Genomic DNA, 26,997 nt, shown 5'->3' with positions numbered 1-26,997 from the left:
CAATGCACGCATCTACGAATGTCCCATCATTTGCAGCGAGTCCCCCTTGCCCTCGAACGCTCCATAATGTAGAGAAATCCCGTCGAGTCACGGCATTACCCGAAGGTGGAAATGCAGCGGCGGTGCTGGTGCTACGCCATGGGAGCTGGTCCATGACCACCTGGAGAAGGGCGCTTGATGCCGCGGGCATCACCGAGCCCCGGCTGCGTAAGAACTACACCGAGCAGCGCGAGCTGGTCGCGCGGTTCCGGCGGGGTCCTTATCTCGCGGCACGGCTGCTGCTGCCCGCTCCCCTGGTGCCACACGTGATCGCCGCAACGGCGTTCATGCATCACACCGATACGATCCTCGACGCTGACCGTCCCCGTGCCGAGCGCGTCGAGGCGTACGACGGGTGGGAGAAGCAGGTCCGCCTGGGCCTGTCCACCGGCGAAGGCGATCAACCGCTGATCCGTGCGTTGCTGAACACCGTCACCGCCCATCCCGGGCTTCGGCGGCATCTGGAGCACTACCTCGCCACGGCATCGACGGACATCGACAGCTCCGGTTTCGCCACCGAAGCGGACTATCAGGAGTACCTCGACGCGTACTCATTGCCGGCGTTCATTCTCGTGGCCTGTTTGGTGGGTCCCGCCGACGACCCGGCGTTCCGGTCCGCCTGCCGTTCCTATATCGATGCCGGTCAGCGTCTGGACAACATCAAGGACCTCAGAGAGGACCTGAATGCCGGACGGCTCACCATCCCCCTCGAAATTCTCGAACACCATGGTGTCTCACGTGCCGACCTTGAGGACGCCCGTGATACGCCGGAGACCAGGGCGTTGTTGGAGGATCTGCTGGAAAGGGCGCGGCGCGCCCTTCAGGGCGGCCGCGCGCTCGTTGAGCTCACCCCGCCGCCGAACCGTCCGCTCGTGAGCTCTTTGATCTCCTTGGAGAGCCTCACCTTGGACGCGGCCGCCGCCAAGGGCACCGCTGTGCTCACCCGGTCGACGCGGCCCGCGGCGCACGCCGCCGTGGGCGTGCTGATCCGGGGATATCGCCAGGCACGCCGCCTTCGCCGAGCTGATCGCCGGAGAGTCACCCCACTACGCTGACGGTCAGCGGCGGTAAAGGGTGAGCTTGTCCTCGCCCACGCGCTCGCGCAGGGCCGGGTCCTCGACGCCGAGTCCTTCCTTCTCCGCGCCGACGAGCAGACCGACCTTGCCGATGTGCTGGTTGGTCTGCACCGCGCGGGTCGCCTCGGCGGCCTCGTCCAGGGTGTAGACGCTGGACAGGGTCGGGTGGATCATGCCCAGGCCGATCAGGCGGTTGGTCTCGACGGCCTCGTGGTAGTTGAAGCCGTGGCTGCCGATGATGCTCTTGATGTTCATCCACAGGAACCGGTTGTCGTACTCGTGCCGGTAGCCCGTCGACGAACCGCACGTGACGATCTTGCCGCCGCGCCGGGCGACGTACACCGACGCCCCGAACGTCTCCGCGCCCAGGTACTCGAACACGATGTGCGGGTCCTCCCCGGTGAGGGCGCGGATCCGTTCGCCGAGCCGCCGCCACGCCTTCGGGCTGCGCAGCCCGTCCTCGCCGAGCTCCAGTTCGGTGCGGTTGATGACGTGGTCGCAGCCCTGCCGCCGGACCAGTTCGGCCTTCTCCTCGGAGCCGACCACGGCGACCGGGACGCCGCCGCCGTTCTTGACGAGCTGCACGGCGTACGAGCCGAGCCCGCCCGTACCGCCCCAGACCAGGACGACGTCACCCTGCCTCATGCGGGCGCCGTGGGCGCCGACCAGCATCCGGTACGCCGTCGCCGCGCACAGCGTGTTCGCGGCCGCCTCCTCCCAGGTGAGGTGCGCGGGCTTGCGGATCAGCTGGTTGGCCTTGACGACGGTGTACTCGCCGAACGCGCCATAGTTGTTCTCGAAGCCCCACGCGAGGGCGGGGCTGGAGATGCTGTCCTCCTGGCTGGCGGGGTGCTGGTGGTCCACGACGCCGGCGTGGACGACGACCCGGTCCCCGACCTTGAAGTTGTGCACGCCGTCGCCGGTCCGGACGACGACGCCTGCGGCGTCGGAGCCGAGAACGTGGTACGGCTGGTCATGCCGCGCGCCCCACGGGCCCGTACGGCCGAGCTTCTCCAGGAACGCGAAGGTCGGGATCGGCTCGAAGATCGCCGACCAGATCGTGTTGTAGTTGATCGCCGCGGCCATCACCGCGACGACGGCCTCGTCCGGTGCCGGTTCGGGCATGTCGACCTCGCCGACGTGGATGGAGCGCCGGACGTCCTTGTCCGTCTCGCCGTCGAAGATGCCCACCTCGTCCTTGAGCGTGTGCGCGGCGCGGAATCGCGTCGGCAGCTCGCAGGAGAGCAGATCGGCGGGCCCTGCGCCCGCGCGGACCGCTTCGAGCAGATCGGACATGGATTACCTCCCAGTGAGGAGCGCCCCCAGATGGCCGGCGAGGGCGTGAACGGCAGGTGGGTCGAGCAGGTTCAGGTGGTGCGCGCCCCGGATCGGGACGACGTCCAGGCGCGGGCACAGGCCGCCGAAGCCGTTGGTCTCGTCGAGCTCGTACCGGGCGTCCCGTACGGTCCAGGGCGTCGGCTCGGTCGCGCGGTAGAGGACCACGCGCCCGTCGTACGGCTCCGGCCGGTACGCCTCCAGGGACCGCGTGTCCTCGTGCGAGGTGAGCTGGTGGTGCAGCACCGCGGGCGGCAGCGTCTCCATGAGCGGCGCGGCGCGCTCCATCACCAGGGCGAGCTGCGCGTCCTCGTCGAGCGGGCGCAGCTCCTCCAGGCCGAGCGTCACGCCGAGGTCATAGGTCTCGTTGAGGTAGGCCACGAAGTCGGCGTACCGGCGGGCGGCGGCCTCCGCCGCGTCGTCGACCTGCCGGGGGATCCCCGCGTCGATCAGGGCCAGGAGCTCGACGTCGCCGAGGATCCGGGCGGTCTCGTACGCCACCACGCCGCCGAACGACCAGCCGCCCAGCCGGTACGGGCCCTGCGGCTGCGTCGCCCGGATCAGCGCGGCGTAGCGGGCGGCGCGTTCCTCGACACTGGGCGCATCGGCGAAGCGCTCCAGCCCGAGGAACGGACCGCCGACGAGCGTGGCCAGCTGCCGGTACACACCGGTCGTCCCGCCCGCCGGGTGCATACAGAAGAACGGCCGTCCGCGTGTCGCCGGGCTGAGGGACCGGACGATACGGCGCGCGGCCTCCTCCTCACCCTTGCGGATCACGGAGGCGAGGTGTTCGACCGTCGGGTGGGCGAACAGCTCCGCGTGGTCGACCGGACGGCCCACCTCGAGTTCGAGGATCTCCAGGACGGTACGCGCCTGGTCCTCGCGCCCGCCGAGGGCGAAGAAGTCGTCGGTGGCCGAGACCCCGTCGGCGCCGAGGACGCGTTCGAAGACGCGGACGACGAGCCGCTCGGAGGCGTCCCGTGCGTCGACGAACGCCTCGCCTTCCAGGCGGTCGCGTGCGGCACGGGAGGCCCGGTCTTCGGGCCGGCCTGCGGCGCCGCGGGTCGTGCCGTCGGAGCGGGATGCGGTGCCGGACGCCCGACCGGCCGCCTCCTCGCCTGGCTCGGGGTCGGCGAGTCCGAGCTCGGTGAGCGCCCAGGTGGTCAGCACCTCGACGCTGCCACCCTGCAGCAGCACCGTCGCGGGCACCGTGAGCCCGAAGTCGTGTTCCAGCGCGCTCTTGATGCGAACCGCCACGAGCGAGTCCAGTCCCAGGTCGGTCAGCGACTGCGCCGGGTCGGGGCGGAATCCGAGGACGGTGGCGACCCGCTCGGCGACCCGGTCGCGGACCAGTGTGCGGGCGGCGGCGGGTTCGAGGGAGCGCAGCGCTTCCGGGCCGGGCCAGTCGTCCGCGACCTCCGGCAGCGCCCCGACCAGCGCGGAGAAGTACGGCATCCGGCCGAGTTCGGGGAACACGGTCACCGCCTGGCGCGGGTCGAAACGGAGCACGCCGGTGGCGGCCCGGTCGTGGGCGAGCAGCGCTTCGAGGGTCTCCGCGCCCTCCTCCGGGGTGATCGGGTCGATGCCGCTCACGGGCCCGCCGGTCAGGTTCGCCGCGCCGCCGACCCGGGACCAGGTGCCCCAGTTGATCGTGACGGCGGGCACGCCCTGCTCCCGGAGGAATCCGGTGAAGGCGTCGACCGCGGCGTTGGCGGCGGCGTACGCGCCCTGGCCCGGGGAGCCGAGCAGGGCGGCGGCCGAGGAGTAGGCGACCCACCAGTCGAGGTCGTGCCCGCGCGCCGCCTCGTACAGCCGGTACGCGCCGTCGACCTTCGGCGCCCAGACGCGGCGCAGGTCGGCCACGTCGATGTCGGTGAAGATCCGGTCGGCGAGTCCGCCGGCGGCGTGAACGACGCCACGCAGCCGATCCCCGGCGGCGGCGACCACCCGCTCGGCCACACCGGGTGCCGCGATGTCGCCGAGGACCACCTCGACCTCGACGCCGCTCTCGCGCAGCTCGCTGATGGCCTTCTCCGCATCGGGCGGCGGGCCGCTCCGCCCGGACAGCACGATCCGTCCCGCGCCGCGCTCGGCCAGCAGCCGGGCGGTGACCAGACCCAGACCGCCGTAGCCCCCGCTGATCACGTACGCGGCTCCCCGCCGGACGACCGGGCGCAGGCGGTGGCCGGCGGTCCGGCCCGCGGTCGCCGGCTTTGGGTCATGCCCGTCGCCGAGGCGGGCGGCGGCCAGCCGCGCGACGTACCGGGCACCCCCGCGCCGGGCGATCTCAGTGTCGGCCGGGCGGGCGCGCAGCTCGGCGGCGATCTGCGCGGCGGCCACGCTCGCCGGCCCGGTGGCGTCGAGGTCCAGGTGCGTGGCGCGCAGAGCCGGCATCTCGAACCCGAGCACCCGCACCATCGCGCCGACGAACGCCTGCCCCGGCTCGCCCGCGCCCGTGCCCGCCGGCCGGAGCGCACCCCGGGTGACCAGCCACAGACGGGGCAGCGCGGACCCGCTCGTCAGCCCGCGAACCAGACCGGACACGGCAAGCACGAGCCGCACGCCGGTCAGATCGCCAGGCACGAGCACCACGACCTGCGCCGGAACCCCGATCGAGTCCGCGCCCACCGGACGCCCGGCCGTGTCCTCGTTCGCCGCATGACCGACCGAGCTCTCGTTCTCCAGGTGATCGGTAGCGCTCTCGTCCGCCGAATGATCGGTAGCGCTCTCGACCGTCGCGCGGCCGGGAACGCCGTCAGCCGCGGTCCTCGCTCCGGCGATCACGAAGCCTCGTGCCCGCTGCTCGACGGCGGTCCAGTCGTCGATCGCGCGGACCGCGCCGGCGGGCAGTTCGCCGGCGACCGGGTCGCCAGGAGCGGCCAGCACGACGACGTCCGCGAACAGGTCGCCGTCCACCACCGATGCCGCTCCGACACCTGGTTCACTCGCAGCCCGGCCGCCCGACGCACCCGCCACCACCGCATCCCCGAACGAGCCGCCGTCCACCGCCGATGCCGCTCCGGTGGGCTCCCAGACGACCTCGGCCAGCTTCGTGCTCAGCGGCACGGGCAGTTCGGTGCGTCCGTAGGGGCGCAGCCGGATGTCGGTGGCCTCGAGCAGGATCCGTCCCGCCTCCCCGACCAGTCGGAGGTCGGCGGTACGGCCGTCGCTGGTGGAGGTGAGCCGGATCAGGCAGCGGCCCCCGTTCCTCGTCGGTCCGTACACCCGCACGGCGCCGATCGACTCCGGCAGCCAGGCGGGCAGGGCCGGATCCGTGGCGGATCCGCCGCCGTCCATGAGGTCGGCGAGCGCGGCCAGGCAGCGGCCGAACACCTCGGGATGGAGCCGGAAGTGACGGTTGCCCTCCTCGGCCGGTCCGATCTCGACCTCGGCGTCCACGCCGGCGCCGTCGACCAACGTGCCGCTGACCGACTCCCCATTGGCCGACGCGCCGCTTGCCGGCGGCCGGTTGACCGACGGGCTGGCCGACAGCCCGCTGGCCGACGGCCTGCTGACCGGTGGCCTGGCCGACGCGCCGTTGGCCGAGGCGCCGCTAGCCGAGGCGCCGCTAGCCGAGGCGCCGCTAGCCGACGGGCCGTTAGCCGGAATGGTGGCGGCCGGAATGGCGTCGGCCGTAGTGGTACGGGCGGGAGGGGCGTCAACAGGGGGGCTGCCGGCCGGCGCGACGGTGGCGGAGGCCAGGTGGGTCCAGGTGCCTGCGGCGGTGCGCGCGTGTACGTCGATGATCGCCGCGTCTTCGTGGGCGATCGTGAGGGACGTGGTGGCGGTCGTGTGCTCCTCGAGCGGCAGGAACCGGTGCAGGCGCAGCCCGGTGACGGCCACCTCCGGTCCCAGGGCCGTGGCACCTGCGGCCAGCGCGATCTCGGCGTACGCGGCGGCGGGCAGGAGCGGCTGTCCGAACGGCCGGTCCGCCCACGGCGACGCGGCCGTGCCCACGTCGGCGCTCCAGGCGTGCCGGTCCTCGCCGGGCAGTTCGACGTGCGCGCCGAGCAGGGGATGCTGTCCGGCCGCACCGCGCGGCGGGGCGTCGATCCAGTGGTGGCGGTGTTCCCACGCCGGTACGGGCACGTCGACGACGCGGCCCGGCGGTGTGGGCGCGGGCAGGTGGCCGTGGACGGTCAGCGTGGCGAGCGCTTCGTGGAAGGTGACGGTGTCGTCCGCCTCCGGCCGGCCGGAGCGCCGGGGCGGACGGCGCAGCGTCGGGATGACGAGCGCGCCGTCGGCGGTCTCCGTGATCGCCTGGGCGAGCAGGGGATGTGCGTTCACCTCGACGAACGTCGTGAAGCCGTCCTCAGCGGCGGCGGCGACCGCGTCGGCGAGGCGTACGGTCCGGCGGGCGTTGGCGGCCCAGTAGTCGCCGTCGAACGCCGGAGCCTCGCGCGGGTCCTCCAGCACGGTGGAGTAGAACGGCACGTCGGCCGCGCCCCCGCGGACGTGCGCGAGTTCGGCGCGCAGCGGGTCGAGGATCGGGTCGACGGCGGGCGAGTGCCCGGCGCCCTCCGCCTGGACGAGCCGGGCCAGCAGGCCCTCGCCGGTGGCGAGGTCGGCGGTCCGGGCGAGTTCGTCGGCGTCGCCGGTCAGGACGGTCTGCTGCGGCGACGAGCGGACCGCGACGTGCACGTCGGCACCGTCCCGTACGAGGCCGAGGGCGTCGACGGCCGAACAACCGAGGACCAGCATCGCCCCGCCGCCCGTCTCGGCGATGCCGTCGAGCAGGCGCGCCCGGGTCGTGATCACTTTGACGCCGTCGGCGAGGGACATCGCCCCAGCGGTGACCGCCGCGGCGACCTCGCCCATCGAGTGGCCGATCACCGCGCCGGGCTCGGCGCCGTACGACCGCAGCAGCGTGGCCAGCCCGACCTGCAACCCGAACAGCGTGGTCATCGTGCGGTACACGCCGGTGACTCGTTCGCCGCTCTCCAGCGCGTCCCACAGCGAGAAACCGGCCTCGGCCGCGAACGGCCCGTCGAGCGCGTCGATGGCGGCGGCGAACGCCGGTTCGTCGGCCAGGAGACGCCTGCCCATGCCAGGCCGCTGCGCGCCGTACCCGGAGAACACCCAGACCGGCCGGGCGTCCCGGCCGATCGTGACGCCGGTGACGCGCGGAGCGCGGAGCGCCTCGGCGAGCGCGGCGCGATCACGGCCGACGACGGCGGCGGCCGCGCGGCCCCGCCCGAAACGGCGGCTCAGTGTGTGGGCGACGTCCGGCAGGGCCGAGTCGGGTGCGGTCTCGAGCCAGTCGGCGAGGCGTGCGGCGTAAGGCCCGATCCGGTCGGCCTCGACGTCGGAGAGCAGGAGGGTGTGCACGGCCGGTCCGCGGCGGGGACGTGGCCGGTCCTCCGCCGCAGGGGCCTCTTCGAGGACGACGTGTGCGTTCGTGCCGCCGAATCCGAAGCCGGAGACCCCGGCGAGGGCGGCCCTACCGGTCTCGGGCCATGGCGTCTCGTCGGCGGTGACCGCCAGCCCGAGCTCCGGAAAGTCGATGTGCGGGTTCGGCTCCCGGTAGTGCAGGCTCGGCGGGATCCGCCGGTGAGCCAGCGCGAGGACGACCTTGATCAGCCCGGCCACACCGGCGGCGGCCTCCAGGTGCCCGAGGTTGGACTTGACCGACCCGATCAGAACGGACCGACCCCCCGCCCCCTGGCCACCCCCGCCAACGCTGCCCGTCTCCCGGGCGCCCCCGGCCAGGCCGTCAGCCTCCAGGCCACCCCCGCCCAGGCCGTACGTATCCGGGCCGTTCCCGTCTGGGAGGTTGCCGTTCGGGCCCGGTGTGCCGGGACGAACCCGGTCCTGGTCGGCCGCATCCGGACCGGCCGTGTTCGGGACGGCCGCATCCGGGACGGCTGGGTTCGGGACGCGTAGGGCGGTGGCGAGGGCGCGGGCCTCAATCGGGTCGCCTAGGAATGTGCCGGTGCCGTGGGCCTCCACGTAGTCGGGTCGGGGAAGGCCCGCGTACGCCGAGCGGACGACTGCGGCCTGGGCCTCGGCGTTCGGTGCGACCAGGCCGTTGGAGCGGCCGTCGGAGTTGACCGCCGAGCTGCGGATCAGTGCCAGTACGCGGTCGCCGTCGCGCCGTGCGTCCGACAGCCGTTTCAGGATGATGACGCCGCAGCCCTCGGCGCGCACCATGCCGTCCCCGGACGCGTCGAACGGCTTGCAGCGGCCGTCCGGGGCCGTCGCGCCGCTCAGGTCGAACGTCTTGGTGATCAGCGGGGAGAGCAGGACGTTGACGCCGCCGGCGACGGCTAGGTCGCTCTCCCCCTCGCGCAGGGATCGTACGGCCAGGTGGGTCGCTACCAGGGACGACGAGCAGGCCGTGTCGACGATCATCGATGGGCCGCGCAGGTCGAGGAGGTAGGACAGGCGGTTCGCGATGATGCTCAGCGCGGCGCCGGTCGCGGTCCAGGGCCGTAGTGGCGCGGTTCCGGTGAGGTAGCCGTACTCGGGGGCGGAGACGCCGACGAACACCCCGGTGCGGCTGCCGCGCAGGCTCGGGGGCGCGAGGCCCGCGTGCAGGAACGCCTCACAGGCGACCTCGAGGAGGAGCCGCTGCTGCGGGTCCATGACGTCGGCCTCGTCGGGGGTGATGCCGAAGAACCGCGAGTCGAAGCCGGCAATGTCGTCGAGGAATCCGCCGAGCCGGGTGACGTCCTCGAGTGAGCCGTCGTCGAAGGCGTCCCAGCGGCCGTCGGGGACCTCGCTGATCGCGTCGCCGCGGTCGAGGAGAAATCGCCAGTACGCGGCCGGGCCGGACACGCCGCCGGGGAAACGACAGCCGATTCCTACCACCGCAATGGGTTCGTCGGAAACGGCCGTGGCCGAATCCGGCCGATTAGCATAATCACTGCCTGGAGCGGAGAATTCACCGTGGGCGATGGCGTCGGTGAGCCGCGCAATGGTCGGATGTTCGTAAACGAGGGTGGCGGGCAGCCGCGCGCCGATGAGGCGTTCGAGTTCACCGGCGATGGCGACCGCATCGCGCGAGGTCAGGCCGAGTTCATCGAGCGGCTGGTCCGGGTCGACCTCGGAAGAGGGCACCCGGCATCGGCTCGCCACGGCGTCGATGAGAAACCGGCGAATCGCCGACTTTCCGAGTCGGCGGGGGCCGGCTTCGCCCGGCTCGGTAGCCGCCATTTGTGCTACCCCCATTACACACGGTCACATGGGAAAAGACGCTGAGGAGTGAACACCGTGTCTTATCCGGCATGAGTATCGATGCGCACATAGGCCACTTTTCTCTCACAGGCCTTATCACGCCGATGACAAGACTCCAGGTGGCGAATATGGCGTTATAGGGCGAATGACCCGCGCGCGACATGGATGGACGCTCACTGTGATCGCGGTCGCCGGGTTCATGACCACGCTGGACAACACGGTCGTGAACGTCGCGCTGCCGTCGATCCAGCGTGACCTGCGCATCTCTCTGTCAACACTGGAGTGGATCGCCACCTCGTACATCCTGATCTTCGCCAGCGTGATGCTCGCCGGCGGCCGGATGGCGGACGTGTACGGCCGCAAGAAGATCTTCCTGATCGGCCTGACGATCTTCACGGCGGCGTCGGGGCTCGCCGGGCTGGCGCAGACCGCCGAGACGCTGATCGCCGCCCGGGTCGTCCAGGGCGCCGGCGGGGCGCTGGTCATCCCGGCCGGGCTCGCGCTCGTCACCGTCGGCCGCACCGAACGCGAGCAGGCGACCGGCACCGTCGTCTGGGTCGGTTCCGCCGCGCTGGCCCTCGCCCTCGGCCCGGTGGCCGGCGGGTACATCGCCCAGCACTGGGCGTGGAACTGGATCTTCCTCATCAACCTCGCGCCCGGCGTGCTGGTCGTCCTGCTGGGCCTCCTGGTCATCCCGGAGTCGCGGGACACCACGGCGCAGGGCGTCGACCTGCCCGGCATGCTCGCCTCCGGAACCACGCTGTTCGCCGTCACGTACGCGCTCAGCGAGGTCTCCGCGCACGGGTGGGGCAGCGGCCTGGTGCTCGGCGCGTTCACCCTGGCCGCCGTGGGGCTCGTGGCCCTGATCGTCGTCGAGCGGTGGGCGACCACGCCAATGATCGACGTGGTGTTCTTCCGGAGCCGGGCGTTCGCGGGCGGCGTCGCCGTGCAGATCCTGTGGGGCGTCGGCTTCAACGGCGTGCTCTTCTACGCCTCGCTGTTCCTGCAGGAGGTGCTGAGGTTCTCCCCGACCAAGACGGGCTCGGTGTTCCTGCCGCCGGCCCTGGTGATCGCCCTGCTGACCCCGGTGTCGTTCTGGGTGGGCCGGAAGCTCGGCGCCCGATCCACGATCGCCTGGGGACTGCTGCTCATGGCCGTCGGGATGGCGGCGTTCGCACTGCTGCGTCCCGGCGACGGCTACACCGACCTGCTGCCCGGCGTCGCCCTGATCGGTGTCGGCTCGGCGCTGAACATGCCGCTCACCGCGTACGTTCTGGGCTCGATCCCCGACGAGCGCCACGGCGTCGCGGGCGGGATCCTCAGCGTCGGGCGGGAGGTCTCCGGGGCGTTCGGCATCGCCGTCATCGGGCTGATCATCGCGGCGCGGCAGAACTCCGAGGTGGCCTCGGGCGCGACTCACGCCGCCGCGTTCCAGCACGCGACCTCGATCGGCCTGCTGTGCGGTGCCGGACTGGTCTGCCTCGGCGTGCTGATCGCCCTCGTCTCGCTGCCGCCCCGCAAGCGCCGCGCCCGGCACGCCCGGCCCCAATGGAGCGCCGACACTCACGTCACGCCGGAACCGTCGCCGCTGCTCACCTGGACACCGCCTGAGGACACCGTCCCCGCCGCGCCGGAACCGTCGCCGCTGCTGACCTCGACACCGCCTGCCGAGACCGCCCCCGCCGTACCGGAACCGTCGTCACTGCTGACCTCGACGCCGCCTGCCGAGACCGCCGCTGCCCCGGAACGGCCGCCGCTGCCGGCCTGGTCGCCGCCCGCCGACACCCCGGAACGACCACCGCTGCTGACCTGGTCGCCGCCCGCCGAGAGCACCCGGTGACCGCGGTGGCACGCACCATCGTCATACTGGCGGCCGGTTCCCGGGGGGACGTCCAGCCCTGTGTCGCGCTCGCCCGGGGACTCGCCGCGCGCGGCAACGCCGTACGGCTGATCATCGCCGCCGGCCACGAACCGCTGGCCGCGGGACTCGACACGGCCGTCCTGTCCGTCGACCCGGCGCGGCTCCTGGAGACCGACGAGGTCCGCGAGTGGCTGCAGGGCGGCCGCAACCCGGTGCGGTTCGTCGGTGGGTTCAAGCGGCTCATCCGGCCGATGGCGGAGATGCTCCTCGAGGAGATCCGGTCCGCTTCGAAAGATGCCGACCTGCTGATCTGCCCGACGCTGGGATTCGTCGGGCATCACCTCGCCGAGTACCTGCACGTCGACGAGGCGCTGATCCACTTTCAGCCCAGCCATCCGACGAGCGCGTTCCCGCATCCGCTCGTGCGGCGGGCGTTCGGCGCCGAACGGCTGAGCTTCCACCTCGTCGACCAGATCGCCTGGCAACTGGGCCGGCCCATCGTCGACCCGTGGCGCCGGGACACGCTCGGCCTGCCGAAGCTCTCCCTGCGCGGCCCGATGCGAACCGTCCGGGACGTCCCGGTGCTGGCCTGCTTCAGCGAGGCCCTCGTGCCACGGCCGCCGGACTGGCCCCCGTCCGTGCACGTCACCGGCTACTGGTTCCTCGACGAGCCCTCCTGGACCCCGGACCCGCGGCTCACGGACTTCCTCGCCTCCGGCCCGCCTCCGGTCTACGTCGGCTTCGGCAGCATGGTGCCCCGCGACCCCGAGGCGACCTTCCGGACGATACGGGCGGCGCTGCGCGTCGCGGGCGTCCGGGGGATCGTCGCCTTCGGGGAGGACGGGGACGACGACATCCTCGTCGCACGCGACGTGCCGCACTCGTGGCTCTTCCCGCAGACGCTCTCGGTCGTGCACCACGGCGGCGCGGGCACCACCGCCGCCGCCCTGCGCGCCGGGATCCCCGCCGTCATCTGCCCGTTCTTCGGCGACCAGCCGTTCTGGGGCGACCGGGTGGCGGCGATCGGGGCCGGGCCGCCACCGCTGCCGATCAAGCGGCTCGGTCCGGGGGCGCTCGCCGAGCGGATCACCACGACCGTACGCGACGGCGGGATGCGCCGGCGGGCGGCGCTGATCGGCCGGCACATCGCGGCGGAGGACGGCGTGGGCCGTGCCTGTGACGCGCTGGACGGGCCGGGGGGTCTCACCACATGAACGGGGACGGTCGATGACGAGCTTCGTGCACCACCTGCGCGCCCAGGTCGCGCGCTTCGGAGACGAGCGCTGGTACGCGTTCGTCGACGACCGCAAGGGCGACCTGGTCGAGGTCGAGCGGGCGACGTTCGCGGAGCTGGACCGCCGCGCGCGGTCGGCCGGTGCGTGGCTCGGCCGCGCCGGGCTGGACGGGGAGGCGGCGCTGCTGCTCTACCCGGCGGGGCTGGAGTTCCTCCGGATGTTCCTCGGCTGCCTGTACTCGCGGGTGATCGCGGTGCCGTCGCCGCTGCCGTCGACCGATCCGCGCGCGCTCGAACGCGCGGAGGGCATCATCAAGGACGCCGACATCCGGATGGTGCTCACCGACAGCGCGAACGCGCCGCTGCTCGCCGCGTGGCTGCGAGACGCCGGCCTCGACGGCCGGGTGGAATGCGTCGCCACCGACGCCGTCGAACTCCCCGACGCGGACACGTGGACGATGCCGGAGCTGGAGCCGGACACCCCGGCGTACCTGCAGTACACCTCCGGCTCGACCAGCGAGCCGCGCGGCGTACTGCTCTCCCACGGCAACCTGCTGCACAACTCGGCGCAGATCTACACGGTGCTCGGCCGCCCGGAGAACGGGATCGGCGCGGGCTGGCTGCCGCACTACCACGACATGGGGCTGATCGGACTGCTCCTCCAGCCGCTGTACGCGGGCGGGAGCCTGGCGTTCACCTCGCCCGTGTCGTTCGTGATGAAGCCGGTGCTGTGGCTGCGGATGATCAGCCGCTACCGGGCCGCGTACACCGTCGCGCCGAACTTCGCGTACGAGTGGCTGGTGCGCGGGGTCAAGGACGACCAGCTCGACGGCTTGGACCTGTCCTCGCTCGCCTGGGCGCTCAACGGCGCGGAGCCCGTCCGTACCGCGACGCTGGAGAAGGTCGTCCAGCGGTTCGGCGCTCTCGGGTTCCGCCGGGAGGTCTGGGCACCCGGCTACGGCATGGCCGAGTCGACGCTCCTCGTCACCGGCACCGAACGCGGCCGCGGGCCGACCGTCGGCCGCTTCAACGCGGCCGCCCTGGAACAGGACCGCGCCGAGCCGTCGGCCCCGGGAGGTCGGTCGGGGTCGGTTGGTCGGGAAGAACCGCGAGGTCGGTCGGGGTCAGTTGGTCGGGAAGAACCGGGAGATCGGTCGGGGTCAGTTGGTCGGGAAGGACTGGGAGGTCGGTCGGAGCGGGTCGGCCGGGAAGGGCCGGATGGTCGGCCGGGGCAGGTCGGTCGGGGAGAGGACAGCGTGGAGCTGGTCGCCTGCGGCCGGCCGATCGACCTGACCGTACGGATCGTCCGGCCCGAGTCGGCCGAGCCGCTGCCCGACGGCCGGATCGGCGAGATCTGGGTCGCGGGCGGCAGCGTCGCGCTGAGGTACTGGCAGCGCGCCGAGGCGAGCGAGGAGACCTTCCGGGCGCGCCTGTCCACCGGGGAAGGGCCGTTCCTGCGCACCGGCGATCTCGGTTTCCTCCACGACGGCGAGTTGTACGTCACCGGCAGGCTCAAGGATCTGATCATCGTCAACGGCCGCAACATCTATCCACAGGATGTGGAAGAGGCGAGCCGGGACGTCCACCCCGCGGCGCGGGCCGCCGCCGCGTTCGGTGTGGAGGACGGGCGCGAGCACGTCGTTCTCGTCCAGGAGGTACGCCCCAAGGACCTGGGCGACCTCACGTACGAGGGCCTCGCCAGGAAGATCAAGGGTGAGCTGGCGAGAGCCTTCGGCCTGCCCTCGATGAACGTCGTCCTCGTCCAACGGGGCGGCGTCGGCAAGACCACCAGCGGCAAGATCCAGCGACGGCGGATGCGCGAGATGTTCCTGGCGGGCGACCTCAGCCCCTTGCACGCCGAACTCGAACCCGAGCTCCGCGCCATCGCCGGCAGATAGACCGGGCTCCCCTCACCCGGTGCACCACCCCCTACGGAGGCCTCCATGCCCAGTGAAACGCTGATCCGCGACTGGCTCACGCAGCGCGTCGCCGAATACCTCGAACGCTCCCCCGCGGACATCGACCCGTCGGCCATGCTCGCCGAATACGGCATGGACTCGGTGTACGCGATGAGCCTGTGCGGCGACATCGAGGCGGAGTACGACCTGGACGTCGAACCGACCCTCGCCTGGACTCACCCGACCATCGACGCCCTCGCCGCCCACCTGACCGAACGCGTCGGTGACCGGCCCACCCCCGACCCTGTTTTTCCCAACCAACCGACCCCGACCGACCTCCCGGCCTTCCCCGGCCAACCGACCCCGACCGACCTCCCGGTCTGACCCTCCATGTCCACCCCCTGGCCGCTGTCCGCCGCGCAACGCGGAGTCTGGTACGCCCAACTGCTGAACCCGGACGCCCCCGTCCAGGTGGCGCAGTACGTCGAGATCTCGGGGCCGGTCGACCCGGAGATCTTCGCCGCCGCGGTACGCGCCTGCGCCCACGAGGTGGAGGCGGTGCACGTCCGCCTCGTCGACTCCGCCTCCGACGGCCGGCCGAAGCGCGGTGACTCGAAGCACGGTGGGCCGTCGGACGGGTCCGCCGGCCGGGCGGAGCAGCCGGGGCCGCCGGAGCAGGTCCTGGACATCGCGCCGGTCGAGGTGCCCGTCGTCGACCTGAGCGGTGAGGCCGACCCCACGGCGGCCGCGCACGCGTGGATGCGCGCGGCCTCCTCCACCCCGATCGACCTGCTGGGCGGACGGCTGTTCGACAACGCGCTCCTGCGCCTCGGCGACGAACGCCACCTGTGGTACCTGCGCTGCCACCACCTCGCCGTCGACGGCTACAGCGGCCCACTGATCACGCGGCGGCTCGCCGAGGTGTACACCGCGATGACCGAGGGACGGCCGTACGGCGCGGGGACCCTGGGGTCGATGGAGGTGCTGCTCACCGAGGACGAGGAGTACCGCGCGTCCCGCCGCTTCGAACGCGACCGCGCGTACTGGCTGGACCGCTGCGCGGATCTGCCCGAGGCTCCGACGCTGTCGGTCCGCCCCGTGCACGGCACCCGGCCGTCCGCGACGTTCATCCGGGAGTCCGGCGGGCTGAGCCCGGCCGAGGCCGACGCGATCGCGTCCGCGGCCCGGGTGCTCGGAACCACCCTCACCGGACTGACGATCGCCGCCGCAGCGGCGTACACCGCCCGGCTGTGCGGTGTCTCCGACGTCGTCCTCGGCCTCGCGGTGACCGCGCGGACCACCCCGGCGGCACGCCGCACCCCCGGGATGCTGTCGAACGTCCTGCCGCTCCGGCTGAACGTCCGGCCCGCCGACTCGGTCCGCGACCTCATCCGGCAGGTGACCGAGCAGGTCGGGCGGCTGCTGCGGCACCAGCGGTACCGCCTGGAGGACCTGCGCCGCGAGCTCGGCCTCCTCGGCGACGCCCGCCCGCTGTACGGCCCGCTGATCAACATCATGGGGTTCGAACGCGACCTGGACTTCGCCGGCCACCGGGGCGCCCCGCATGTACTGACCACCGGCCCGGTCGAGGACCTCGCCGTCAACGTGTACGAAGGCTCCACCGGCGAGGGCACGCGCATCGACGTCGACGCCCACCCCGAGCGGTACACCCCTGCGGAGGTCGCCGCTCACCACGCCCGCTTCCTGGACTTCCTGCGCGCCCTCGCGACCATCGGCCCGGACCGGCCGACCGGCGTGCTCGACGTCGCCCTTCCGGAGGAGCGCGCGGTGGCCCTCGGCCGTCCCCGGACGCCGGAGATCAGCGTGCTCGACGCCGCCCTCCCGGAGGAACGGACGGCGGCCCTGGACCATCCCCCGGCACCGGAAATCGGCGCCGCCCTCCCGGAGCAGCGGGCGGCAGCCCTCGGCCATCCCCCGGCACCGGAAATCCGCGCCGCCCTCCCAAAGGAACGGACGGCGGCTCTCGGCCATCTCCGGGGGCCGGAGGCTCGTCACGCGACCATCCCCGACCTGTTCGCGGCACGCGCCACCCGGGACCCGGAAGCGGTCGCGGTCACCGATGCCGGCACGTCCCTGACGTACGGGGAGCTGAACGCCCGCGCGAACCGGCTGGCGCACCATCTCATCGCCCTCGGCGCCGGCCCCGAACGGCTCGTCGCCCTGGCCCTCCCCCGGTGCGCCGACCTCGTCGTGGCGATCCTCGCCGTGCTCAAGTCCGGTGCGGCGTACGTCCCCATCGACCCGGACTACCCGGCGAACCGCGTCGCGGCCATGCTGGAGGACGCCGCGCCCGCACTCGTCCTCACGAACTCCACCGTCGAACTGCCCGCAGGCGTCACACCGGTCCGCGTCGGCGACGAGGCGCTTAGCGAGTACCCCGAGGCCGACCCGGTCGTGCCGCTGCGGCCGCAGCATTCCGCGTACGTCATCTACACGTCCGGGTCGACCGGGCGGCCGAAGGGCGTGGTCGTCCCCCATCAGAACGTCGTGCGGCTCCTCGACGCCACCGACCTGTGGTTCGGGTTCGGGCCGTCGGACGTCTGGACGCTCTTCCACTCCTACGCCTTCGACTTCTCGGTGTGGGAGCTGTGGGGCGCCCTGCTGTACGGCGGCCGCCTCGTCGTCGTTCCGTACGATGTCAGCCGCTCGCCGGAGGACTTCCTGCGTCTGCTCGGCGACGAGCGCGTCACCGTCCTCAACCAGACGCCGTCGGCGTTCCACCAGCTCATGCGCGCCGACCGGGACACGACGCGAGACCTTGCCCTGCGGTATGTGATCTTCGGCGGTGAGGCGCTCGACCCGAACCGCCTCGCCGACTGGTACTCCCGGCACGCCGACGACGCGCCCGTCCTGGTCAACATGTACGGCATCACCGAGACGACGGTGCACGTCACCTACGCGCCACTGGACGCCGCGAGCACCGCCGGCCAGGCCAGCGGGATCGGCACTGGTCAGGACGGCGGGATCGGCACCGGGCAAGGCAGCGGGATCGGCGTTGGCCTCCCCGATCTGCGGGTGTACGTCCTGGATGCGGCGCTGCGGCCGGTGCCGCCTGGTGTGGCGGGCGAGCTGTACGTCGCGGGGGCCGGTTTGGCGCGCGGCTACCTCGGTCGCCCCGATCTGACCGCCGAGCGGTTCGTCGCCGATCCGTACGGGCCTGGTCGCATGTACCGCACCGGGGACCTGGCCCGGCGGCGCGCCGACGGCCGTCTGGAGTACGTCGGCCGCGCGGACCATCAGGTTCAGCTGCGCGGCTTCCGCATCGAACTCGGCGAGATCGAGGCCGTGCTCGCCGTCGGCCCGTCCGTCGACGAGGTCGCGGCGGTCGTCCGCGAGGACGGGCCGGACGACGACCGGCACCGGCGGATCGTCGCGTACGTCACCGGTCCCGGCGCGGACCCCGCCGCGCTCCGCGACCTGGCGCGGCGGAACCTCCCGGCGCACATGGTCCCGGCGGCGGTCGTACGGATGGACGCCCTGCCGCTCACGCCCAACGGAAAGCTGGACCGCCGTGCCCTGCCCGCGCCGGACATCACCGCGTCGTCGCGTGGTCCGCGTACGCCGGTGGAGGAGGTGCTGTGCGGGGTCTTCGCCGAGGTGCTGGGAACGTCGGCGGTCGGGATCGATGACGGGTTCTTCGACCTGGGCGGGGACTCGCTGCTGGCCACCCGCGTCGCCGCCCGCGTCCGGTCCGTGCTCGGCGTGGAACTGCCCGTCCGCGCCCTCTTCGAGACGCCCACCGTCGCCGGACTCGCCGCTGGGCTGGACGCCGCCGCACCGGCCCGGCCCCCGCTCGTCGCCGCCAAGGCGCGACCGGAGCGGGTCCCGCTGTCGTACGCGCAGCGGCGGCTGTGGTTCCTGAACCGGCTGGACGGCCCCACGACCACCTACACGATGCCCGCCGCCCTCCGGCTGACCGGCGACCTGAACGTCGACGCGCTGCGGGCGGCGCTGACCGACGTCGTCGACCGGCACGAGGTGCTGCGCACCGTCTACCCGCAGGTCGACGGCGAACCGTGCCAGGTCGTCCTGGACGGCGTACGGCCCGAGCTGCCGGTGACCGAGGCCGGCGACCTGGATGCCGACCTGGCGCGGGACGCCGCGCGCGGGTTCGACCTTGCGGACGAGATCCCGCTGCGCGCCCACCTGTACGCGACCGGCCCCGGCGAGCACGTGCTGCTGGTGGTGCTCCACCACATCGCGGCCGACGGCTGGTCGTCGGCGCCGCTGGCCCGGGACCTGATCGGCGCGTATGCCGCGCGGGCCGAGGGGCGGGCGCCCGGCTGGGAGCAGCTGCCGGTCCAGTACGCCGACTACGCGCTCTGGCAGCAGGACGCGCTCGGGTCCGAAGACGACCCCGGCAGCCTCCTCGCGCGCCAGATCGCGTACTGGCGGGAGACCCTGAACGGGCTGCCCGACGAACTCGACCTGCCTGCCGACCGGCCCGCCCAGGCGTCGCACGAGGGCGCGCGGGTCCCGGTGCGGCTGGATCCGGGGTCACTGGACGCGCTCGCCCGCGAGACGGACGCGAGCGTGTTCATGGTGGTGCAGGCGGCGCTGGCCGCACTGCTGACCAGACTGGGCGCGGGCACCGACATCCCCATCGGCACCCCGATCGCCGGACGCACCGACCAGGCCTTGGACGACCTCGTCGGCATGTTCGTCAACACCCTCGTCCTGCGCACCGACCTCTCGGGAAACCCCACCTTCCGGGAGCTGATCGGACGGGTCCGGGAGGCGGACCTGGCCGCCTACCAGCACCAGGACCTCCCCTTCGAACACCTCGTGGAGATCCTCAACCCGCCGCGCAGCATGGCCCGCCACCCGCTGTTCCAGGTGATGCTCGCCTTCCAGAACACCGACCGGGTCGAGCTCGAGCTTCCGGGTCTGGCGGCGACCGTACGGCCGGTCGACGCGGGGATCGCCAAGTTCGACGTGCTGCTCGACCTGGATCCGAGTGGGGCGGGCGCGCTGGAGTACGCGACCGACCTGTTCGATCGCTCGACGGCCGAGGCGCTCGTCGCACGGCTCGATCGCCTGATCGCCGCGGTCGCGGCCGATCCCGACACGCGTATCGGCGCGATCGACCTTCTCGATCCGGGCGAACGCCGCCGGATCCTCCGGGAATTCACCGACACCGCCCGGCAGGTCCCGACCGCCACGCTGGCCGAGCTGTTCGAGCAGCAGGTCGCCAGGACCCCGGAAGCGACGGCGGTCGTCTTCGAAGGCGAGAAGCTGACCTACGCCGAGCTGGACGCCCGGGCGGAGCGGCTGGCGGGTGCGCTGGTCGCCCGGGGTATCGGCCCGGAGGACTTCGTGGCCGTCGCGCTGCCGCGCTCGGCGGAGCTGATCGTGGCGTTGTGGGGGGTGCTGAAGGCGGGCACCGCGTACGTCCCCATCGACCTGAGTCACCCGGCGGAGCGCATTACGCTCCTGCTCGATGACGCCGGGCCCGCCTGCGTCATCGCCCATGAGGGCACCGTGCTCCCCCGCTCGCTGCCCCGCGTCCCGCCGGACGTCTCCGCGCCGGTCCCGGCCGACCTGCCCGAACAGACCCCGGACGCGGTCTCCGCGGAGGAGCCGGCCTACGCCGAGCCGGCGCTCCGGAGAGCGGCGACGGGCGCGCGGCGGGTGCGGCCGGACAACGCCGCCTACCTGATCTACACCTCCGGCTCCACGGGCCGGCCGAAGGGCGTCGTCGTCGCGCATCGGGGCGTCGTCGACCTGGTCGACTGGGCCGTGCGCGACTTCGGGCGGGAGCGGCTGTCCCGGGTACTGGCCGCGACCTCGCTCAACTTCGACGTCTCGGTGTTCGACACGCTCGTGCCGCTGCTGGCCGGCGGCTCGATCGAGGTCGTCCCCGACCTGCTCGCCCTCCTCGACCGCCCGGTCGACATCGACCTGATCTGCGCCGTGCCCTCGGCGCTGTCAGCCGTCCTCGCGCAGGGGGCGCGGCCGAAGGCCGGCACGCTCGCGCTGGCCGGCGAGGCGCTCCCGCCGCAGCTGCTCCGCGAGGCGCGGGACGCCCTGCCGCAGGCCCGCATCGCCAACATCTACGGCCCCACCGAGGCGACCGTGTACGCCCTGGCCTGGGAGGACGACGGCGCGCCGGACGGGCGGGCCCCGATCGGCCGGCCGCTGACCAACACCGGCGCGTACATCCTCGACGCCTGGCTGAACCCCGTCCCCGTCGGCGTTCCCGGTGAGCTGTACCTGACCGGCAGCGGCCTGGCGCGCGGCTACCACGACCGGCCCGGCCTCACCGCCGAGCGGTTCGTCGCGAACCCGTTCGGCCCCGGCCGCATGTACCGGACCGGCGACCTCGCACGCTGGACCGCCGACGGCCAGGTCGAGTACCTCGGCCGCACCGACCACCAGCTGAAGATCCGCGGCTTCCGGGTCGAGCCGGGCGAGGTCGAGGCGGTGCTCGCCGCACACGAGGCGGTGGGCCAGGCGGTCGTACTCCTGCGGGAGGACCGGCCAGGCGACCAGCGCCTGGTCGCGTACGTCACCGGGCCCGGAGGCCAGCCGGGGTCCGGAGGCCAGCCGGGGTCGGTTGGTCGAGAAAAGCAGGTTGGTCGGGGAGGAGGCGTGGACTCGGCCGAGCTGCGCGGGTTCGTCGCCGACCGGCTGCCTGCCCACATGGTGCCGTCCGCGGTCGTCGTCCTCGACGCCTTTCCCCTGGGCCCGAGCGGGAAGCTCGACCGGGCCGCGCTGCCCGCCCCGGAAGTGTCCGCCACGGGACGGTCCCGCGCACCCCGGACCCCGGCGGAGGAGATCGTCTGCGGGATCTTCGCCGACGTCCTGGGCGCGGGGCGGGTCGACCCGGACGACGGCTTCTTCGACCTGGGGGGCAACTCGCTGCTCGCCACCCGCGTCATCAGCCGGATCCGGTCGGCGTTCGGTGTGGAGCCGACGATCCGGGCGCTGTTCGAGGCGCCCACACCCGCCGGTGTCGTCCGGGCGATCGAAGAGGCGGGCGTGGCCCGGCCGCCGCTGCGGCCCGTGGAGCACCCGCCGATCGTCCCCCTGTCGTACGCGCAGCAGCGGCTGTGGTTCCTCGACGGCCTCGACAACGAACCCTCCGGCACGTACAACATCCCGATCGCGCTGCGGCTCACCGGCAAACTCGACGAGGCCGCCCTGCGGATCGCCCTGTGCGACCTCACCGAACGGCACGAGCCGCTGCGGACCGTCTTCCCCGTCTCCGGCGGCACGCCGTACCAGCTGGTCGTCGACGGCATGGCCCCCGAGCTGCGGGTCGTCGACGTCGCGACGGCGACCGGGCCGGAGCTCGACGACCGCCTGACGGCCGACGCCGCGCGCGGCTTCGACCTGGCGGTCGAGCCGCCACTGCGCGCGTACCTGTACGCGCTCGGCGCGGACGAGCACCTACTCCTCATCGTCGTGCACCACATCGCCTGCGACGGCTGGTCGCTCGCCCCGCTGGCCCGCGACCTGATCACCGCGTACGCGGCGCGGGTCGACGGCGACACCCCGCGGTGGGATCCGCTGCCGGTCCGGTACACCGACTACGCCCTCTGGCAGCGGACCCTCCTCGACGAGGGCGGCACCGACGGCACGGCCGCCCAGCGCTCGGTCGGCGATACCGGGACTCCACTGCCGCATGCGAAACGGGACGTCGGCGCCGGGGAGGTCGTCGCCTCCGTCGCTCGTGCCGAGGAGCGGGTTGACGAGGGACGCCGAGTCAGCCTGATCGGACGGCAGATCGCGTACTGGCGCGACGCCCTCGCCGGGCTCCCCGACCGCCTCGCCCTGCCCACCGACCGGCCACGCCCGGCGCGCGCGTCGTACCGGGGCGCGACCGTCGCCTTCGACGTCGACGCCGCACTGCACGCCCGGCTGGAAGCACTGGCGCGCGAAAGCGGCGCGACGGTCTTCATGGTCGCGCAGGCGGCGCTCGTCGCGCTGCTCACCCGCCTCGGCGCGGGCAGCGACGTCCCGATCGGCTCGCCCATCGCGGGGCGCACCGACGAGGCGCTGGACGACCTGGTCGGCATGTTCGTCAACACGCTCGTGCTGCGCACGGACACGAGCGGCGACCCGTCGTTCCGCGAGCTCCTGGCCCGCGTCCGCGAGACCGACCTGGCCGCCTACCAGCATCAGGACCTGCCCTTCGAGCGGCTGGTCGAGATCGTCGCCCCGGAACGCTCGATGGCCCGGCACCCGCTGTTCCAGACCATGCTCGCGTTCCAGAACACCGAGCGGGCGGCCGTCGACCTGCCCGGACTGCGGGCGGCCGTCGAACCGGTGCACGCGGGAGTGGCGAAGTTCGACCTGCACCTCATGCTCGAGGAACACCGCGGCGCCGACGGCGGTCCGGCCGGACTCGGCGGGACGCTGGAGTACGCCCTCGACCTGTTCGACGCCGGAACCGCCGAGCGGATCGCGGCCCGTTTCGTCCGCCTGCTCGAGACGGCCGTGGCCGACCCCGAGGTCCGGATCGGCGCGATCGACCTGCTCGACGACGCCGAACGCCGCCGGGTGCTGGAGGAGTGGAACGACACGGCGCGCCCGGTGCCGGACGTGACGCTGGCGGACCTGTTCGAGGCGCAGGTCGCCCGCACCCCGGACGCGGTCGCGCTGGTGTACGAGGACGTCGAGCTGACGTACGCGGAGTTCGACACGCGAGTCAACCATCTGGCGCACTACCTGGTCGAATGCGGCGTCGGACCGGAAAGCCGCGTCGCACTCGCGGTACACCGCTCAGTCGAACTACTGGTCGCGATGTACGCCGTCGTCAAGGCGGGCGCGGCCTACGTCCCCATCGACCCCGGCCATCCCGCCGACCGCCTCGCCTACGGCCTGACCGACACCCGGCCGGCGCTGGTCCTCACCACGGCCGACGTCGCGGACCGGCTGCCCGCCGACGCTCCCCTGCTGATCCTGGACGATCCGGAGGTGCGGGATGAACTGGCCGGGTTCCTCGCCGATCCTCCGGTCCGTTCGGTGACGCCCGCCAACGCCGCGTACGTCATCCACACGTCGGGGTCGACGGGGCGACCCAAGGGTGTTGTGGTCCCGCATGCCGGAATCGTCAACCGGCTGCTGTGGGCGCAGGACGAGTACGGGCTGGGGGCCGGTGACCGCGTGCTGCAGAAGACCCCGGCGACGTTCGACGTGTCGGTGTGGGAGTTCTTCTGGCCCCTGCAGACAGGTGCCGCCCTCGTGATCGCCCGCCCGGACGGCCATCGGGACGCCGGTTACCTGGCCGAGCTGATCCAGGAACGCAAGGTGACGACGGCGCACTTCGTGCCGTCGATGCTGGCGGCGTTCCTGACCGAGCCCGACGCCGCGACCTGCACGGGCCTGCGCCGGGTGCTGTGCAGCGGCGAGGCACTGTCCCCCGAACTCGCGGGACGCCTCCACCAGGTCCTGCCGGGTGTCGAGCTGCACAACCTGTACGGGCCGACCGAGGCGTCCGTCGACGTGACCTCGTGGCGCCATCGCCCTGGATCCGGGAACGTCCCGATCGGGCGGCCGGTGTGGAACACCCGCGCGTACGTCCTGGACCCCGCGCTGCGGCCCGTGCCACCCGGCGTGCCCGGAGAGCTGTACCTCGCGGGTATCCAGCTCGCCCGCGGCTACCACGACCGGCCCGGCCTCACCGCCGAACGCTTCGTCGCCGACCCGTACGGTCCCGGCCGCATGTACCGCACCGGAGACCTCGCACGCTGGAACACCCACGGCCAACTCGAATACCTCGGCCGCACCGACCACCAAGTCAAAATCCGCGGCATCCGCATCGAACTCGGCGAGATCGAAACCGTCCTGGCCGAACAGGAGGGCGTGACCTCGCTCGTCGTCGTGGCGCGGGAGGACCGTCCGGGCGACCGGCGTCTCGTCGCGTACGTCACCGGCGACGCCGAGCCGGCGGCGCTGAGGCGGGCCGCCGCGCGGGTGCTGCCGGAGTCGATGGTCCCGGCGGCCGTGGTCGTGCTCGACGAACTGCCGTTGACCGCCAGCGGGAAGACGGACCGTGCGGCCCTGCCCGCTCCGGTGTTCGCCTCCGCCGCCGGGTCGCGGGCGCCGGGAACAGCGGCCGAGCGGCTGCTCTGCGAGATCTTCGCCGAGGCGCTGGGCGTCGATGCGGTCGGGGCCGAGGACGGGTTCTTCGATCTCGGCGGGGACAGCATCCTCGCGATCCAGCTCGTGTCGCGGGCCAGGGCCGCCGGGCTCGTGATCAGCGCACGGGAGGTGTTCGAGCATCGGACGCCGGCCGCTCTCGCCACGGTCGCGAGGGCGGCGGCGGACGTGGCCGAGCGGTCGGAGCCGCCCGGCGCGGGCGTCGGCCCGGTACCGCGCCCGCCGATCGTGTCGTGGCTGGCCGAACGCGGCGGCCGGTTCGACGGGTTCAGTCAGGCGATGCTGCTGACCGTGCCGCCGACGCTGGGCCTGGAGCGGCTCACCGCGGCGGTGCGGACCATCCTCGACCACCATGACGCGCTGCGGATGCGGGCCCGCCGGGCGGACGGTGCCTCGTGGCTGCTGGAGACGGCGCCGCCGGGCACGGTGGACGCGGCCGCGTGCGTGAGCCGCGTCGAGGGGTACGACCGCGGGACGATCGCGGCACGCGCCGACGCCGCTCGCCGGAGCCTCGACCCGGAGGCGGGGGCGATGGTCCGGGTCGTCTGGTTCGACGCGGGCGACGCGCCGGGACGACTGCTGCTGGTCCTGCACCACCTGGTCGTGGACGGAGTGTCGTGGCGGATCCTGCTGCCCGACCTCGTAGTGGCGCTGGAGGGCGCGGCACTCGACCCGGTGCCGACGTCGTACCGCAGATGGGCCCAGCACCTCGTCACGGCCGCGAACCATCCACAGGTTGTGGACGAACTCCCGCGCTGGATCGAGATCCTCGACGCCGCCGACCCGCCGCTCGGCACCGGGCCACGGGACGCCTACACCGGAGCGGACCTGCGGCGATTCACCGTCACCCTGCCGCGCGAACAGGCCGATCCCCTGCTCACCACCGTGCCCGCCGCGTTCCACTGCGGCGTGAACGACGTCCTGCTCACCGGGCTGGCCCTCGCCGTCACGGCATGGCGCCGGGACGCCGGCAAGGGCGTACTGATCGACCTGGAGGGCCACGGGCGCGAGGATCTCGACGACGTGGGCGGCCTCGACCTGACGCGGACGGTCGGCTGGTTCACGAGCCTCCACCCCGTACGCCTCGACCCTGGAACGGAGGACGCGGAACAGGCGCTCAAGCGAGTGAAGGAACAGCTGCGGGCGGTCCCGTCCGATGCCGGATACGGGCTGCTGCGTCACCTCAATCCGCGCACCCGCGACGAACTGGCCGCCCTGCCCACGCCGCAGATCCTCTTCAACTACCTCGGCAGGGTCGACACCGGGGACGGCGACTGGACCCTGGCCCCGGAGTCCGACGTCCTCGGCACCGGCCACGACCCGGCCATGCCGGTCGCCCACGGCCTGGAGATCGACGCCGTGACGCGGAACGGCGACCTGGAAGCGACGTGGGTCTGGCCGGACGGATGGCTGCCCGAGGAGCAGGTGCGCGACCTCGCCGGCCGGTGGTTCGCCGCGCTGCGGGAACTGGCCACCGCGGACGGCGGCGGGCACACGCCCTCCGACCTGACCCTCGTCGAGCTGGACCAGGACGAGATCGACGCGCTGGAAGACCTATGGGAGCAGGGTTGAACCGGTCACAGATCGAGGACGTCTGGCCGCTGTCGCCGCTGCAGCACGGCCTGCTGTTCCACGCACTCCTCGACGAGCGGGACGTGTACGCGGCGCAGGTGGTGCTCGATGTGACGGGCGCGGTCGACGCCGACGCCCTCCGGAAGGCGGGCCAGGACCTGCTGCGCCGGCACCCGAACCTGCGCGCGGCGTTCCCCCATGACCGGCTCACAAAGCCGGTGCAGGTGATCCGCCTCGCGGTGGAGCTGCCGTTCCGGGAGGTGAAGGCGGCCGACGAGGACGAGGCCGACCGGATCGCCGACGCCGACCGCGTCACGCCGTTCGACCTCACCCGCCCGCCGCTCATCCGGCTCACGCTCGTACGGCTCGGGCCCGACCGCGCCCGGATCGTCCTCACCAACCACCACATCCTGCTCGACGGCTGGTCCACGCCCGTCCTGGTCACCGAGCTGCTGACCCGCTACGCCGGCGCCGAGCCCCCGGCCGCGACCCCGTACAAGGAGTACCTCGCCTGGCTGAAGCGGCAGGACCACGCCGCCGCGACCCGCGCCTGGGCGGCCGCCCTGGACGGCGTCGAGGAGCCCACGCTCCTGGTGCCCGAGGCCGCCGGGCTCCCTCCCGTGCTCCCGGCGGCCGTGTCGGAGGAACTGCCCGAGGACCTGACCGCCCGGCTCCGTG

At 73.0% G+C, this 26,997-nt stretch carries 8 protein-coding genes and 1 pseudogene; 7 read left to right on the top strand and 2 right to left on the bottom strand.

What is annotated here, in order from left to right; all coding sequences use genetic code 11:
- The first annotated feature begins 2 nt into the window (after window positions 1–2).
- A complete protein-coding gene (locus ACYVF7_RS01785; protein ID WP_460333784.1) occupies window positions 3–1,094 on the top strand; it encodes a phytoene/squalene synthase family protein in 1,092 nt (363 codons plus the stop codon).
- A 3-nt stretch (window positions 1,095–1,097) separates the two neighbouring features.
- Here ACYVF7_RS01785 and ccrA read toward each other — a convergent pair whose 3' ends face one another.
- Together ccrA and ACYVF7_RS01775 are read right to left on the bottom strand one after the other, a co-directional pair.
- A complete protein-coding gene (ccrA, locus tag ACYVF7_RS01780) occupies window positions 1,098–2,411 on the bottom strand; it encodes a crotonyl-CoA carboxylase/reductase (protein ID WP_460333781.1) in 1,314 nt (437 codons plus the stop codon).
- Between the two features lie 3 nt (window positions 2,412–2,414).
- A complete protein-coding gene (locus tag ACYVF7_RS01775) occupies window positions 2,415–9,605 on the bottom strand; it encodes an SDR family NAD(P)-dependent oxidoreductase (RefSeq protein ID WP_460333778.1) in 7,191 nt (2,396 codons plus the stop codon).
- Between the two features lie 199 nt (window positions 9,606–9,804).
- Here ACYVF7_RS01775 and ACYVF7_RS01770 point away from each other — a divergent pair, with 199 nt between their 5' ends.
- The 6 genes and pseudogenes from ACYVF7_RS01770 to ACYVF7_RS01745 all read left to right on the top strand — a co-directional run.
- A complete protein-coding gene (locus ACYVF7_RS01770) occupies window positions 9,805–11,466 on the top strand; it encodes an MFS transporter (protein WP_460333775.1) in 1,662 nt (553 codons plus the stop codon).
- A 5-nt stretch (window positions 11,467–11,471) separates the two neighbouring features.
- Entirely contained in the window at window positions 11,472–12,701 is a 1,230-nt protein-coding gene (locus tag ACYVF7_RS01765; protein WP_460333772.1) for a glycosyltransferase, read from the top strand.
- A 13-nt stretch (window positions 12,702–12,714) separates the two neighbouring features.
- On the top strand, window positions 12,715–14,619 hold the full coding sequence (locus tag ACYVF7_RS01760; protein ID WP_460333769.1) for a fatty acyl-AMP ligase: 1,905 nt from the start codon (window positions 12,715–12,717) through the stop codon (window positions 14,617–14,619).
- A gap of 45 nt (window positions 14,620–14,664) precedes the next feature.
- Complete coding sequence (locus ACYVF7_RS01755; protein WP_460333766.1) at window positions 14,665–15,003, top strand: acyl carrier protein; 339 nt, start codon at window positions 14,665–14,667, stop codon at window positions 15,001–15,003.
- A gap of 6 nt (window positions 15,004–15,009) precedes the next feature.
- Window positions 15,010–26,319, top strand: coding sequence for an amino acid adenylation domain-containing protein (locus ACYVF7_RS01750; protein WP_460333763.1), 11,310 nt, complete (start codon window positions 15,010–15,012; stop codon window positions 26,317–26,319).
- Window positions 26,304–26,858 (top strand): annotated as a pseudogene (locus ACYVF7_RS01745) (condensation domain-containing protein); the annotation flags it as partial. The gene ACYVF7_RS01750 and the pseudogene ACYVF7_RS01745, both read left to right, overlap by 16 nt.
- Window positions 26,859–26,997 lie beyond the last annotated feature (139 nt).

This window comes from Actinoallomurus acanthiterrae (assembly GCF_054775715.1).
The sequence above is the reverse complement of the archived record's forward strand: the minus strand, read 5'-3'. Positions and strand labels throughout refer to the sequence as shown.

Coding starts and splice junctions, on each gene's coding strand:
- ACYVF7_RS01785 (WP_460333784.1), top strand. CDS start 3: ATGCACGCATCTACGAATGTCCCATCATTTGCAGCGAGTCCCCCTTGC.
- ccrA (WP_460333781.1), bottom strand. CDS start 2,411: ATGTCCGATCTGCTCGAAGCGGTCCGCGCGGGCGCAGGGCCCGCCGAT.
- ACYVF7_RS01775 (WP_460333778.1), bottom strand. CDS start 9,605: ATGGCGGCTACCGAGCCGGGCGAAGCCGGCCCCCGCCGACTCGGAAAG.
- ACYVF7_RS01760 (WP_460333769.1), top strand. CDS start 12,715: ATGACGAGCTTCGTGCACCACCTGCGCGCCCAGGTCGCGCGCTTCGGA.
- ACYVF7_RS01755 (WP_460333766.1), top strand. CDS start 14,665: ATGCCCAGTGAAACGCTGATCCGCGACTGGCTCACGCAGCGCGTCGCC.
- ACYVF7_RS01750 (WP_460333763.1), top strand. CDS start 15,010: ATGTCCACCCCCTGGCCGCTGTCCGCCGCGCAACGCGGAGTCTGGTAC.